Consider the following 13,848-nt stretch of genomic DNA (forward strand, 5'->3'; position numbering starts at 1 on the left):
AGATATTCCAAATTGTGAGAATGTGATAGAGTTTTATGATGAAAAAAAAAAGTACCAAGGAACCAATCCAACCAGTAAGTGGAACCAAAGTACCACGATTTGCTGGACCCTCGACTTTTGCACGATTACCAGAATTGAGAGATGTTGAATATTGTGATGTTGCAATAGTTGGTATTCCTTTTGATGCGGGCACAAGTTATAGACCAGGGGCAAGGTTTGGTCCTCAAAGCATTAGACAAGCTTCAAGACACTTAAGAACAAATTATCATCCAAGTTATGATGTAGAACCATTTAAAGTACAACAAGTTGCTGATGCTGGAGATATTACGTGTAATCCTTTTAATATTGATGAAGCGATCAAACAAATTGAAGAAGGTGCTACAGATTTACTGAAAAAAACTGGAGGCATAATTAGTTTAGGGGGTGACCATACAATTGCATTTCCTTTATTAAAAGCAGTTAACAAAATTAATAAAGGCCCAGTTGCTTTAGTTCATTTTGATGCTCATTTAGACACATGGGATACTTATTTTGGGGCACCTTATACGCACGGAACTCCATTTAGACGTGCAAGAGAAGAGAATTTATTTTTAGATGATGCCTCTATGCATGTAGGTATTAGAGGACCTTTGTATAGTAGAGATGATATTAAAAATGATGAAAGTTTTGGATTTAAAATAATTCATTGTGATGAATTTCAAACAGAGGGAACTAATAAAATAGCTGAAAGAATTAAAAAAAGAGTTGGCGATAATCCATTATACTTATCAATCGATATAGATGTTTTAGACCCAGCTTTTGCCCCAGGAACAGGTACACCAGAAATTGCAGGAATGACTTCAAGAGAAATGGTTAATGTAATTCGTGGTTTGTCAGGAATGAATTTAATCTCAGCAGATGTAGTTGAAGTATCCCCAGCATATGATCATGCGGAGGTAACATCTTTAGCTGCAGCAACAATTGTTTATGAACTTACTAATTTGTTTGCAAAAAAATAAGGAAAGGTTAGGAGTGTGGTATGGAAAATAAAAAAAATTTTTACATTGATGGAAAATGGGTTGTCCCGAAAAGTAATCAAGAAATAAAAGTAATTAATCCTGCTACAGAGGAAAATTGTGCGGTTATTTCTTTAGGTAATAAAGAAGATATTGATTATGCAGTTAGTTCAGCAAAAAAAGCTTATAGCACTTGGGCATTTTCCCCTAAAGAGGAAAGAATAAGATTATTAGAAAAATTGTACGAAAATTATAAGAAAAGATGGGCAGATATTGCTGCAGCTATTACTACAGAAATGGGAGCTCCCAAAGACTTTGCAACAAAACTACAAGCTGGTACAGGTGCAGCACATCTAAAATCATTTATTAGATATTTAAAAAATTTTGAATTTGAAAAACCTCTTGGTGAACATGCTCCTAATCAAAGATTAATTTATGAGCCAAAAGGAGTGTGTGCTTTGATTACACCTTGGAATTGGCCAATGAATCAAGTTTGTCTTAAAGTTGCACCAGCTTTAGCCTCTGGTTGTACTATGATTTTAAAACCATCTGAACTTGCTCCTTTATCATCAATGATTCTAGCAGAGTTAATTGATGAAACAAAATTTCCTGCAGGAGTATTTAATTTAGTAAATGGAGATGGCGAAACTACTGGTAATGCTCTAACAAGTCATCCTGACGTCAACATGATTTCATTTACAGGCTCTACTCGAGCTGGAGCATTAATTTCTCAAAATGCAGCTAAAGATTTTAAAAGAGTAAGTCTAGAATTAGGTGGAAAGGGAGCAAATATAATTTTTAAAGATGCTGATCCTGATGCTATTGAAAGAGGAGCTTTAAGATGTTTCAGGAATTCTGGTCAGTCGTGTAATGCTCCAACTAGAATGCTTGTTGAAAAATCAATGTATAATGAAGCTGTAGAAAGATTAAAAAAATATACTGAAAATTTTGAGGTTGGTGATCCAAAGAAGGAAGGAGAGCATATTGGTCCTGTTATTTCTGAAACCCAATACAACAAAATTCAAACTTTAATTAAAAAGGGTATAGATGAGGGTGCAAAATTAGTTGCAGGAGGCGCTGGTAAACCGGAAGGATTTGAAAAAGGATACTTTGTCAAACCAACAGTTTTTGTTGATGTAAAAAATGATATGGAAGTTGCAAGAACAGAAATTTTTGGTCCAGTGTTATCAGTAATGCCTTTTGAAAATGAAGAAGAAGCAATTAAGATTGCTAATGATACTCCTTATGGATTGACTAATTACATTCAAACGCAAGACAAAGAAAAAGTTAAAAGAGTTGCAAGAAAGTTGAGATCAGGAATGGTAGACGTAAATGGAGCTGGCATTGCTGTAGATGCACCATTTGGAGGTTTTAAACATTCTGGAATTGGTAGAGAAGCTGGTGAACATGGTCTTGAGGAATTTTTAGAAGTGAAAGCTGTTGGTGGCTGGAATTAATTTAAAGAAGATTTTTTTTTAAGACCATCTAAAAATTTTAAACATTTTTTAATTTCATTTAATTCAATAAATTCATCAACTTTGTGAGCCTGCTCGATAGAACCAGGACCACAGACAACAGTGCTCATCCCAATTTCCTGAAACAACCCAGCCTCAGTGCCAAAAGAAACAACTTCTCGTGAATTGTCCCCAGTTAAACTTGAAACCAACTCACATGCTTCTGAGTTTTTAACACGATCAAATCCAGTTACTTCACCAATTATTTTTTTTGTTATTTTTGAATTTGGAAATACTTTCCTCATTTCTGGTAATAAAATTTCATAAGCATACTTGTCTATTTCTTGATTTAAAAAAATTCCATCTTCTTTCACTACCGGTCTAGTCTCCCATTCAATATAACATTTATCAGCTATCACATTGTGTGCTATGCCACCAAATATTCCTCCTACTTGCAAAGTTGAAAAGGGTGGATCAAATATCGAATCTTTAGGAGCTCTTTTTTTTAAGTCCTGTCTTAATTCAATGAGTTTGTTTGCGTAACGTGAAGCAAACTCAACAGCACTAACACCTTTATGTGGCATTGAACTATGACCAGCTAAACCTTCAAAATAAGTTGTATATTCATAACAACCTTTGTGAGCATCTATAATTTTCATTTTAGTTGGTTCCCCAATTATGCATATGCCGTCTTGAATTTTTCTTTTTTTTAACTCCTCAATTAATATGGGTGCTCCAAGACAAGCAGTTTCTTCATCAAATGTGAATGAAAAATGGATATCTCTGTTTAATTCCACTTTTGAATAAATTGGCGCATAAGCTAAAACACATGCAATAAAACCTTTCATATCACATGCACCTCTGCCATAAAGTTTATCATCTTTGATTGTGGCTTTAAAAGGATCAGTGCTCCAACTTTTTGAAACTGGAACAGTATCAGTGTGACCAGATAAAATAATTGGTTTTATACCGTTTGTTTTTTTCGCCTTGAATGTTGCAAAAAGATTGACTCGTTTTTTTTCTTCATCAAAAGTTTTAAATGAAGTTGCACCTAATTTTTGAAGGTACTCTTCACAATAATTAATTAAATTACTATTATCATCTCCAGAAATTGTTTTGAAACCGATTAAATCAGTCAAAATTTTGATGCAATTTTCATATAATTTTTCAATATTAATTTCTGTACTCATGAATAATAACTAATATATATACTGAATTTATGAAAGAACAAATAACATATGATATATTTGATAAAGTTGACATACGAGTAGGGACAGTAATTTCTGTAAAAAAAAATGAGAAAGCAAGAAAACCATCTTTAGTAGTTGAGGTAGATTTTGGAAAAGAGATAGGAATTAAACAATCTTCAGCGCAAATTACTCATTATTACAATGAGGAAAATTTAAAAGGCAAACAAGTAATCGGAGTTTGTAATTTTCCTGAAAAAAATATTGCTGGAGTGGTGTCTCAAGTTTTGATTTTAGGCTCAATAGATAAAGAAGGCAAAGTGATTCTCGTTCATCCATCTCAACAATCAGAAAATGGTCTTCCAATAGCCTAAGTATGCATCCTGAAATATTATCAATTTCTTTATTTTGGTTTGTCACAGCTTATACGCCGGGTCCAAATAATGTAGTCGCATCTTACTCTGGATTTAATTTTGGGATAAAAAAAACAATCCCTCATATTCTTGGTGTGACTTTAGGATTCACCTCATTAGTTTTGTTTTTATCGATAGGTTTAATTAATGTTTTTAAATTATTTCCCATCATTCAAATAGTCATTAGATATCTTGGGACTTTATTTTTAATATATCTGGCCTATAAGATTGCGTTTTCAACCTCTTCAAATGAAACCCAAAAGGAAAACCCTGTAAAATTTATTGAAACCTTTTTATTTCAATATTTAAATCCCAAAGGTGTCACTGTTGCAATTATTGTTGTCTCTACTTATGTTGAGTTAGGTGTTAATTATATAAGTTATGCGACTCAAATAGTTGCTCTTGCTTTTCTATTTTCTGTCACAAGTATTACTTTGTGGACGTTTGTTGGTAAATTTTTAAGGAAATTTGCGACAAATGATAAATTTATTAAGTACTTTAATTATGTTATGTCAGGGCTTCTTTTATTAAGCATAATTACATTTTATATATAAAAATATGAAACCAGGTAAAATTAACTCTTATAAAACTCTTTCTGATATAGAAATAAATAATAAAAAATTTAAATTTTATTCATTAAAGAAAGCAGAAGAAAATGGTTTGGAGGGTATTTCTAAATTACCAAAATCCCTAAAAGTTTTGTTAGAAAATTTGTTAAGATATGAGGATGATATATCGGTTACAAAAAATCAAATTGAGGCAATTAAAAATTGGCTAAAAACAAAAAAATCAAAAACAGAAATTGCTTATCGACCCGCAAGAGTATTACTACAAGATTACACTGGAATTCCTGCAGTAGCTGATTTGGCAGCCATGAGAGAAGCTGTGAAAAAAAAAAATAAAGATCCTAATACAATTAATCCACTTTCTGCAGTAGATCTTGTTATTGATCATTCAGTCCAAGTTGATCAGTCTGCGAAAGCAGACTCATTTGATAAAAATGTTGAAATTGAATTTAATAGGAATGGAGAAAGATATTCTTTTTTAAAATGGGGTCAGCAAGCGTTCAATAACTTTAGAATAGTTCCTCCTGGAACTGGAATTTGTCATCAGGTAAATTTAGAATACTTATCCAAAGTAGTATGGAGTGAGGAGTTTGAAGGACAAAATTATCTTTTTCCAGACACATTAGTAGGAACCGATAGTCATACTACCATGGTTAATGGACTTTCAGTTTTAGGATGGGGAGTGGGTGGTATTGAAGCTGAAGCGGGTATGTTAGGTCAGCCTATTTCAATGCTTATTCCTGAAGTAATAGGTTTTGAAGTAAAAAACAAAATGCCAGAAGGTACCACTGCAACAGACTTAGTTTTAACAGTTGTTAAAATGTTAAGAGACAAAGGTGTAGTTGGAAAGTTTGTAGAATTTTATGGTGATGGTTTGAAGAATTTAACTTTAGCGGATCGTGCAACAATTGCAAATATGGCTCCAGAGTATGGAGCAACTTGTGGATTCTTTCCAATAGATGAAGAAACCTTAAAGTATTTAAAATTTTCTGGTAGAGATGAAATGACAGTAAAAATAGTTGAGGAATATGCTAAAGCTCAGGGTTTGTGGTCTAGTAAAGATATTGATTTTACTGACACTTTAACTTTAGATATGACAACTATTGTTCCTACTATTTCAGGACCAAAAAGACCACAAGATAAAGTTTTATTAACTGATGCCTCAACTAGTTTTAAGAAAAGTTTTTCTGAAGTAACTGGTAAAAAAGATTTTTCAGTTTCAGAAGTTAAAGATAAAGAATATTCAATTAAAGATGGATCTATTTTAATTGCAGCAATTACATCTTGCACAAACACTTCTAATCCAAATGTTTTAATCGGAGCAGGGCTTTTAGCCAAGAAAGCAGTAGAGTTAGGATTGGAGGTAAAACCTTGGGTTAAAACTTCATTAGCACCGGGCTCACAAGTTGTTACAGATTATTTGGAGAAAGCAGGATTAAATACTTATTTAGATAAACTTGGTTTTCATTTGGTGGGTTATGGTTGCACTACATGTATTGGAAATTCAGGTCCATTAGCAGATGAGATTGTTCACTCTATTCAAAAAGAAAATATTTATGCGGTTTCAGTATTGTCTGGTAATAGAAATTTTGAGGGTAGGATTTCTCCACATATAAAAGCAAATTATCTTGCTTCACCCCCATTAGTTGTTGCTTATGCTCTTGCCGGTCATATGAATTTTGATTTGTATAAAGATAGTTTCGGCAAAGATAAAGATGGCAAAGATATTTTTATGAAGGATATTTGGCCATCTAATAAAGAAATTGAAGATGTGTTAAAATCATCTTTAAATCCAGAAATGTTTGTAAAAAGGTATTCAAATGTTTCTGAGGGACCAAAACAATGGCAACAAATTAAAACAGAAAAAAGTAGTATTTATAAGTGGGAAGAAAATTCTACATATGTAAAAAAACCGCCTTTTTTTGAAAACCTTCCAGATCAACCAGAGGGTTTTAAAAAAATTCATGATGCTCGTCCATTATTAATTTTAGGGGATATGGTAACAACAGATCATATCTCTCCCGCAGGTAACATTCAAAAAGAAAGCCCTACAGGAGAATATTTTATGAAACATCAAATTTTACCTAAAGATTATAATTCTTATGGTGCCAGAAGAGGAAATCACGAAGTAATGATGAGAGGAACATTTGCTAATATCAGAATTAGAAATGAGATGGCACCTGGTACAGAAGGTGGATTTACAACGCTTTACCCAGAAAAAAAAGTCATGCCAATTTATGATGCAGTTGTTGAATACAAAAAAAGAGGAACAGATTTAGTTGTTATAGGTGGAAAAGAATACGGAACTGGCTCGTCAAGAGATTGGGCAGCGAAAGGAACCAAACTTTTAGGAGTAAAGACTGTAATTGCTGAAAGTTTTGAGAGAATTCATAGATCTAACTTAATTGGAATGGGTATTTTACCATTACAATTTATTGATAATATTGATAGGAAAAACTTAAAATTAATTGGCTCAGAATTGATAAGTATAATCAATCTTGAAAATGGAATTAATCCCTCAGATAAAGTTAAAGTAGAAATTAAGTATGCTTCGGGTGAGATTAAAACGATCCAAGCACTTTGTAGAATAGATACTAAAAATGAGCTAGAGTATTATAAAAATGGAGGCATATTACAATACGTTCTTCGAAATATGATTTAATTATGGATGAAGATATAGCAATCATTAATAGCAATACCAGAAATCAGAGAATAAAAGATTTTTTTACAAAAAATAAAAAACTACTCATATCTTGTTTAATCTTTTTGATATTAATTCTGCTCGGTTTTTATTCATATCAAATCTATCAAGATAAAAATAAAATTAAAATTTCAGATAAATATAATAGTTCAATCATTAAACATAAGAATGGAGAGAACTCTGGGATAGTATCAACGATGCAAGAGATAGTAGAAAATAAAGATCCAACTTATTCTCCACTGGCTTTATATTACTTAATAGATAATGAGCTAGTGAGTGATAAAAATAAAATCAATAGCTTGTTTGATATATTGATTAATAAAACTTCATTGGATAGTGAAATTAAGTATCTTATCATTTATAAAAAAGCTCTTTATAATGCCGATACAATCAACGAAAGCCAAATTTTAGAAATTTTAAATCCAATAATTAATTCTAAAAGTGTTTGGAAGTCTCATGCTTTATATTTGATAGCAGAATATTTTTACTCTAAGGGTGAAATGCAAAAATCCAAAGAATTTTTCACTCAAATAATTACTTTAGAAAACGCTAATTTGGATATACTCAAAGAAACACAAAAAAGACTTAACAGAGATTTGAGTGAATAAAGTATTTGTAATATTAATATTTTCAATTTTTTTATCGAATTGCTCTTTGAATGAAAATTCAAAAATATGGAATAAAAAAGAAAAAATTGAAAATGAAAGCAAGGTATCTAAAAAAATTCTTGCCGAAAAAGAGATAATTTCAACAGAATTTAATCCTTTATTAAAATTAGACCTATCAAAAATTAAGCAAAATAATAAAATTTTTGATCCACTTAATAATTTTGGTTCATCAAAATATAATGGCCAGATCAATAAAATTAATCATTATAAATTTTCAAAACTAGAAAATTTAAATCAATTTAATTTTGAGCCACTGATTTTGAATAATGGCGTAATAGTCTTTGAAAAGAAAGGAACTATTGTTAAGTTTGATGATAATAAAAAGGTTGTTTGGAAAAATAACTTTTATTCAAAAGCAGAAAAGAAAATTAATCCCATTTTATCATTTGCAATGACAGGAAAAAACTTGTTAGTTGCAGATAGTATTGCAAAAATTTCAAGTATTAATCTAAAAACTGGAAATTTAATTTGGTCAAAAAAAAGTGAATATCCATTTAATTCAGAAATCAAAATTTTTAAGGACAAATTTTTTGTAGTTGATTTTAAAAATATTTTAAGATGTTTTTATATAAAGGATGGTAGAGAGTGCTGGAATGTAAAAACTGAAGATTCTTTTACTGTTTCTAATTCAAAATTCTCAATGTTAATAAAAGATAATTTAGTGATATATAATAATTCTCTTGGCGATATAACTGCAGTTGATATTTCATCTGGTTTAATTCAATGGCAGCTACCAACACAAACAAGCAGTATTATGAATGAAATCTATGCTTTTAATTTCTCAAAACTAGTTAGTGATGGAAACTCAATTTATTTTTCTAATAATAAAAATCAATTTTACTCTGTGGATTTAAAATCAGGGACCACGAATTGGATGAGTGAAATTAGTTCTGTTCTTACACCAATTATAATTGGCAATTTCATTTTTACTGTGTCTGAAAATGGCTATCTTTTTACAATTCAAAAGAATGAAGGAAATATTATTAGAATTAATGATATTTATAAAAATTTTAATTTAAAAAAAAGAAAAAGAATCAAACCAACAGGATTTACTATAGGTGGAAATAATCTTTATCTTACAAATTCTGATGGAAATTTAATTGTTTTAAGTTTAAGCGCTGGAAATATTTTAAAAATTGAAAAAGTTGGTCGAGATTCAATATCAAAACCTTTAATATACAATGAAAATTTATTTATTGTTAAAAATGGCTCAATAACCCAATATAATTAGTTATGTTTTTAAAATTTTTAGAAAAAATAGGAAGAAAAAAAGTTATTTTAGATAGGGGTCCCTCACATCCTAAATATCATGAGGCTAAACCATGGATGAATAGATATTATCTTATCTTTAGAAATAGACCAAAATGGTTTCCGTTTAATATTCTAATTCATGAAATGTTAGCGGATGATCATGGTGAAGGAGTTCATAATCATACATTTCCATATATCACCATTATACTTAGAGGAGGATATTGGGAGACATTAAGCACGGGAAAATTCTGGCGACCGCCTGGTTATATAGGATTTAGATCTGCAAATAATTTACATAGAGTAGACTTAAAACCTGGAACGAAGCCTTTAACATTATTTATATCTGGTCCTTTTGGACTAAGGAAAGGACCAAGATCTGAATACGGAATTGATTTTAAAAGTAAAAAAAATTAATGCCTTTCAATCTTGAGGAAAAATTTAAAACTCATTGTAATACTCAAAATCTCGAGTTAAATCCAAATCAAATTAAATTAGTTCAACAATTAGACAATTATTACAAAGAAAATTTTAAGAGTGTTTTGTTGAATTTTTTTTCCAAACAATCCTCAAAAAAAGGTTTTTATCTTTATGGTGGTGTGGGTGTTGGGAAAACTATGATTTTAGATTTTTTTTTCAATCTAATTAATCAAAAAAAACAACGTCTTCACTTTAATGAATTTATGCTAAACTTTCATGATTTTGTTCATGATCATAAAGATAAAAATGATGAAAATATAATTGCCGTATTTGTTAAAGATTTAAAATCTAAATTTTCACTCATTTTTTTTGATGAATTTCAAGTTACCAACATTGTCGATGCTATGATATTAGGCAAACTATTTCAGGAAATATTTAATCAAAATATAAAGGTTATTGTGACTTCAAATACAAAAATATCAGAACTTTATAAAGATGGGCTACAAAGAGACCAATTTAAACCCTTTATTCAAATAATGCAGGAAAAATCAATAGAACATGAATTGATCATTGATGATGATTATAGAAAAAGCAAAGAAAACGAAAAACAAAGATATTTTTATCCTTTGAACCAAGAAACTAATTTTAAGATAAATAAGTTTTCTAGAATAATTACCAAAAATAAAAAATTATCATCTAAAGTTTTGAATATTAAAGGTAGGAATTTTGAAATAAAAAATTTTTATGAGGGGATTTCAAAGTTTCATTTTGATGAACTGTGCAATCAAAACCTAGGAGGTGAAGATTATTTAAAAATTGCTGAAAGCTCTGAATTTATAATAATTGAAAATGTACCGAAATTTAATGATATCAACTCAAATCAACAACAAAGGTTCATAACCCTCATTGATGTAATTTATGATAAAGATAGAGCAATAGCGGTAACGGCTGAACAAAGTTTAGAAAATTTGTCGAGTTCTAGGTCTTTAGAAAAACCATTTAAACGTACAATTAGTCGTTTATTTGAGTTAACATCAAAAAATTATTAATATGAAACAAGAATTTTATAATCTCAAAATAAATACCAATGGTCAACAATTGTATGAATTTACCAATCAAACATTAAATTGGATTGAAAAAAATAACTTTAAAAATGGAATTTTAAATTTAAGTATTCAGCATACGAGTGCCTCCATTATTGTTCAAGAAAATGCTGACCCAGATGTGCAGACTGATTTAATCAATTATTTTGATAAATTAGCTCCAATGGATAACAAGTTATATATTCATACCACTGAAGGAAAAGATGATATGCCAGCACACATTAAGTCTGCTCTAACTAATAATCAAATTTCATTAAGTGTTAAAAATAAAGAACTACTACTAGGTACTTGGCAAGGTATATATTTATTTGAGCATAGATTAAATCCTCAACAAAGAACAATAATTCATCACTTTATCGGTGAGATCTAAATTATTTATCTTTTTTTAAAGAAATTTTTCCAGTAATTTTTTTTCCAACTTTGACTTTAATAGATTTTGGATTTTTTAAAGTTATAGTTTTTCTTTTAATAAATATATTTCCATTGATTTGATTTGAACTAGAATTAAGATTAAGTGTTCTTTTAAAACTTAAAGCTTTGGTATTTGATTTTGGCATTTTAATAATTTGTATATTTATTTGAATACTCCAACAATTCTTCAAGCAATTTTCTTTGATTAACTATTTGTAGATTTAAAGTTTCATATTTTGGATCTATTTCCTTTGTAGTAGTACTTGACTTAAAAATGTCTTGGACGATTTTTTTTGTTAGATCTAATCTCTTATCTAAATCTAAATTAAGCATCACATCGTTTATTTTAGTTTCTATATTTTTTAATTCATTAATTAAATTCTCACTCAAATTACTCTTATTTGTATTAGTATTTACAAATTGAACCTGTGTAGCATTTTCTGGAAGTTGCAAATATATTTGTTTTCTTTGAGCCATTAAAAGTTCTTTCATTTTTTCTGTTTGTTCAATTCTTAATTCTTCTGCTTTTTGTTTAGCTAATAATTCTTTTCTTTTTTGTTCTTCTGCCAATTTTTTTTGTTCAGCTAGCAATTCGTCTGCTTTTTGTTGCTCTATGATCTTTTGTTCCTCAGCTCTCTGCTTAGCTAATAATTCTTCTTCTTGTTTTTTTTCTAATAATATTTTTTCTTTTTCTTGTTTAAGAGTTTCTTCCGCTTCTTGTCTTGCTAATAAAGCTGCTTCCTCTTTTGCTTTTTTCTCCTCTAAGATTTTTTCAGCTTTAAGTCTTTCAATCTCTTCTTGTTTTCTTTTTTTAGCCAATTTTCTTTGTTCTTTAAGCTTTTTCTCGTTTTCTAACCTGGTAGCCCTTAGTTCAGGATCAACCATTAAAGTAAACTTATCTTCAATTCTAGTATTTATGTTTTTGGCAATGACTTTTATCTCTAGTTCCTCTGTATTATCTTTGTCTAAATTATTTACTAAAAATGTTTTTTGTGAAGGTAAAAATGTGATCCAGCTTGGCAACGGTTTGTTATTACTTAATAAAGCATCATATATCGTTCTACCTTCACCTTCTAAATCAAAAGTTTTTTCAGAAAACGAAAACTGGCTCGTTCTACCTTCACTATTTTTTTTAACAATAGGATTTTGATTTTTAATGGGTTTTCTTATTTTAGCATAATATCTTTTACCAGAATTTTTAAAATTATTTTTGATGATAGACGCATAATCTTTGAAATTTATATTTTTTACATTTTCTCTTGTAATATCAAGACCAACTGAGGTATAAATTTTTCCAATTGCGTGTTGCAACTTAGAATAAGCGATATCATACCTTAGTTCTGCTACCAATAAACTTGCCTGCTCTCTTATGAGTTCTAAATTTCCAAATCTTGCAATTTTTTGAGCATTCTTAATTTGTTCTGTGATTTTTTTTGAAACTTGATAATATCTCTCTGCAGTATCGTACTCCTCAAGAGCTAAAGAATAATCAATATTTGCTAGATGAACTTGTGATAATACTGCCATGGATAAAGCTAATCTTTTTTCTCTAATTACTTCTGTATTAGTTTCATTAATTCTTTTTACCTTTGGATACATAAACACATTTAACAAATTGGCACCCATAACAGATCCATATTCAAGATTTGTTTTATTCATTAAATGATCATTAGATGAATGTGTCCAAGCTGCATTAAAATTTAAACCTGGTAATAAAGCAGACATACTTGCTTTTGTTTCTTGAATAGATATTTTTTCATCATAATGACTCTTTCTAAGTTCGGGCCTATTAATTAAAGCATATTTTTCCATTCCATCTAAATCCATGTTTAAAATAGTAAGAGGATCATCTGTTGGAACTATTGTAAATTTTTGATTTGGCAATAGCCCCATTAACCCTGCAAGTTGAATTCTTGCATCAATAAATATTTCTTTTTGAGATTGAAGAGCTCGTTGAATATCTAATAATTCTTTTTGATATAATAGTGCATCCATCGGTTTTGTTAATAATAATTCTTCAATTTTTTGTGAGTCATTTAAAGCTTTATCAACTTCAACTAATAAAGGATCGTATTTTTTGATTAATTTATCCGCTGAAATTGTATTCCAATATGCTTTAATCACATCTCTTACAATATTATGTTCAGCCTTTCTTTCCATTTCTTCAGTGATCAAATATCGATTGGCTTCTTGACCCGCCCTTATAAATGATAAACCAAAGTCTAAAGCATTCCAGGTAAAACCAATGTCTTGACTATTAACATCTCTTTCTCTTGAAGTTGAAAAAGAAGTTCCAATGGCTCCTGCTAAATCAGTATTCGGCACGGTTGCACTCGCACTTGCGTTGTATCTTTCGCTACCTGAATAACCAGCATTGGCAGCTATTGCTGGCAACATTTCAAATTCAACTTTATCTAATTGTCTATAAGCGATCCCTGTTTCTAATTGTTTAATTTTTAATTCTCTGTTATTTTTAATAGCGAGGGCTATGGCTGTATAAAGATCAATTTTAATATTTTCTTCCCAAGTTTGATTTTGTTTTTTGATTTGTTCAATTTTTAAAATATCTTGATCAACTCTTTCTTGAGAGTCGTTTAAACTAATTTCTTTTGGTGTACGCGCACATGATGATAATATGATTAAAAAGGCGAGTAACGAAATTAGTGTTTTATTTAACATTTT

At 29.8% G+C, this 13,848-nt stretch carries 13 protein-coding genes; 10 read left to right on the top strand and 3 right to left on the bottom strand.

Going from position 1 to position 13,848, the window contains the following annotated elements:
• The first annotated feature begins 38 nt into the window (after positions 1-38).
• The gene (gene speB / locus ACTT83_RS00355) at positions 39-998 is read left to right on the top strand and encodes an agmatinase (protein WP_440918278.1); all 960 of its coding nucleotides are present in this window, start codon (positions 39-41) and stop codon (positions 996-998) included.
• 20 nt (positions 999-1,018) lie between these two features.
• Positions 1,019-2,452: an aldehyde dehydrogenase family protein gene (locus ACTT83_RS00360; RefSeq protein ID WP_440917180.1), complete on the top strand. Its 1,434-nt coding sequence runs from the start codon at positions 1,019-1,021 to the stop codon at positions 2,450-2,452.
• On the opposite strand, the gene argE is transcribed toward ACTT83_RS00360, so the two are convergent.
• On the bottom strand, positions 2,449-3,639 hold the full coding sequence (argE, locus tag ACTT83_RS00365; protein ID WP_440918279.1) for an acetylornithine deacetylase: 1,191 nt from the start codon (positions 3,637-3,639) through the stop codon (positions 2,449-2,451). The two genes, ACTT83_RS00360 and argE, sit on opposite strands and share 4 nt — an antisense overlap.
• A 29-nt stretch (positions 3,640-3,668) precedes the next feature.
• Between argE and ACTT83_RS00370 the strand changes: the two genes are divergently transcribed.
• The 8 genes from ACTT83_RS00370 to ACTT83_RS00405 are packed head-to-tail and all read left to right on the top strand — an operon-like array spanning position 3,669 to position 11,125.
• On the top strand, positions 3,669-4,010 hold the full coding sequence (locus ACTT83_RS00370) for a tRNA-binding protein (protein WP_440917182.1): 342 nt from the start codon (positions 3,669-3,671) through the stop codon (positions 4,008-4,010).
• Between the two features lie 2 nt (positions 4,011-4,012).
• Complete coding sequence (locus ACTT83_RS00375) at positions 4,013-4,603, top strand: LysE family translocator (RefSeq protein ID WP_440916126.1); 591 nt, start codon at positions 4,013-4,015, stop codon at positions 4,601-4,603.
• A gap of 4 nt (positions 4,604-4,607) precedes the next feature.
• Positions 4,608-7,277: an aconitate hydratase AcnA gene (gene acnA, locus ACTT83_RS00380; RefSeq protein WP_440918280.1), complete on the top strand. Its 2,670-nt coding sequence runs from the start codon at positions 4,608-4,610 to the stop codon at positions 7,275-7,277.
• Positions 7,278-7,279: 2 nt separating this feature from the next.
• The gene (locus ACTT83_RS00385) at positions 7,280-7,924 is read left to right on the top strand and encodes a hypothetical protein (protein WP_440918281.1); all 645 of its coding nucleotides are present in this window, start codon (positions 7,280-7,282) and stop codon (positions 7,922-7,924) included.
• Positions 7,917-9,215 carry an outer membrane protein assembly factor BamB family protein gene (locus ACTT83_RS00390; protein WP_440918282.1) on the top strand — a complete coding sequence of 433 codons (1,299 nt, stop codon included), beginning with the start codon at positions 7,917-7,919 and terminating at the stop codon, positions 9,213-9,215. The genes ACTT83_RS00385 and ACTT83_RS00390 overlap by 8 nt, the downstream gene beginning before the upstream one ends.
• 2 nt (positions 9,216-9,217) lie before the next feature.
• Positions 9,218-9,649, top strand: a complete 432-nt coding sequence (locus ACTT83_RS00395; protein WP_440918283.1) for a hypothetical protein — start codon at positions 9,218-9,220, stop codon at positions 9,647-9,649.
• Positions 9,649-10,701, top strand: coding sequence for a cell division protein ZapE (gene zapE, locus ACTT83_RS00400; RefSeq protein ID WP_440918284.1), 1,053 nt, complete (start codon positions 9,649-9,651; stop codon positions 10,699-10,701). Before ACTT83_RS00395 ends, zapE begins: the two co-directional genes overlap by 1 nt.
• Position 10,702: 1 nt before the next feature.
• Positions 10,703-11,125, top strand: a complete 423-nt coding sequence (locus ACTT83_RS00405; protein ID WP_440918285.1) for a secondary thiamine-phosphate synthase enzyme YjbQ — start codon at positions 10,703-10,705, stop codon at positions 11,123-11,125.
• A gap of 1 nt (position 11,126) precedes the next feature.
• Here ACTT83_RS00405 and ACTT83_RS00410 read toward each other — a convergent pair whose 3' ends face one another.
• Both ACTT83_RS00410 and ACTT83_RS00415 read right to left on the bottom strand, forming a co-directional pair.
• The gene (locus ACTT83_RS00410; RefSeq protein ID WP_440916133.1) at positions 11,127-11,312 is read right to left on the bottom strand and encodes a hypothetical protein; all 186 of its coding nucleotides are present in this window, start codon (positions 11,310-11,312) and stop codon (positions 11,127-11,129) included.
• Position 11,313: 1 nt separating this feature from the next.
• Positions 11,314-13,845 carry a TolC family protein gene (locus tag ACTT83_RS00415; RefSeq protein WP_440918286.1) on the bottom strand — a complete coding sequence of 844 codons (2,532 nt, stop codon included), beginning with the start codon at positions 13,843-13,845 and terminating at the stop codon, positions 11,314-11,316.
• Positions 13,846-13,848 lie beyond the last annotated feature (3 nt).

The organism is Candidatus Pelagibacter sp. (assembly GCF_052049775.1).
Lineage (GTDB): Bacteria > Pseudomonadota > Alphaproteobacteria > Pelagibacterales > Pelagibacteraceae > Pelagibacter.

Bases quoted from the DNA above. Each gene is read 5' to 3' on its own strand.
- ACTT83_RS00415 (WP_440918286.1), bottom strand. From the start codon at position 13,845: ATGTTAAATAAAACACTAATTTCGTTACTCGCCTTTTTAATCATATTA.
- ACTT83_RS00405 (WP_440918285.1), top strand. From the start codon at position 10,703: ATGAAACAAGAATTTTATAATCTCAAAATAAATACCAATGGTCAACAA.
- ACTT83_RS00385 (WP_440918281.1), top strand. From the start codon at position 7,280: ATGGATGAAGATATAGCAATCATTAATAGCAATACCAGAAATCAGAGA.
- ACTT83_RS00410 (WP_440916133.1), bottom strand. From the start codon at position 11,312: ATGCCAAAATCAAATACCAAAGCTTTAAGTTTTAAAAGAACACTTAAT.
- ACTT83_RS00375 (WP_440916126.1), top strand. From the start codon at position 4,013: ATGCATCCTGAAATATTATCAATTTCTTTATTTTGGTTTGTCACAGCT.
- ACTT83_RS00395 (WP_440918283.1), top strand. From the start codon at position 9,218: ATGTTTTTAAAATTTTTAGAAAAAATAGGAAGAAAAAAAGTTATTTTA.
- ACTT83_RS00360 (WP_440917180.1), top strand. From the start codon at position 1,019: ATGGAAAATAAAAAAAATTTTTACATTGATGGAAAATGGGTTGTCCCG.
- argE (WP_440918279.1), bottom strand. From the start codon at position 3,639: ATGAGTACAGAAATTAATATTGAAAAATTATATGAAAATTGCATCAAA.
- acnA (WP_440918280.1), top strand. From the start codon at position 4,608: ATGAAACCAGGTAAAATTAACTCTTATAAAACTCTTTCTGATATAGAA.
- zapE (WP_440918284.1), top strand. From the start codon at position 9,649: ATGCCTTTCAATCTTGAGGAAAAATTTAAAACTCATTGTAATACTCAA.
- ACTT83_RS00370 (WP_440917182.1), top strand. From the start codon at position 3,669: ATGAAAGAACAAATAACATATGATATATTTGATAAAGTTGACATACGA.
- speB (WP_440918278.1), top strand. From the start codon at position 39: ATGAAAAAAAAAAGTACCAAGGAACCAATCCAACCAGTAAGTGGAACC.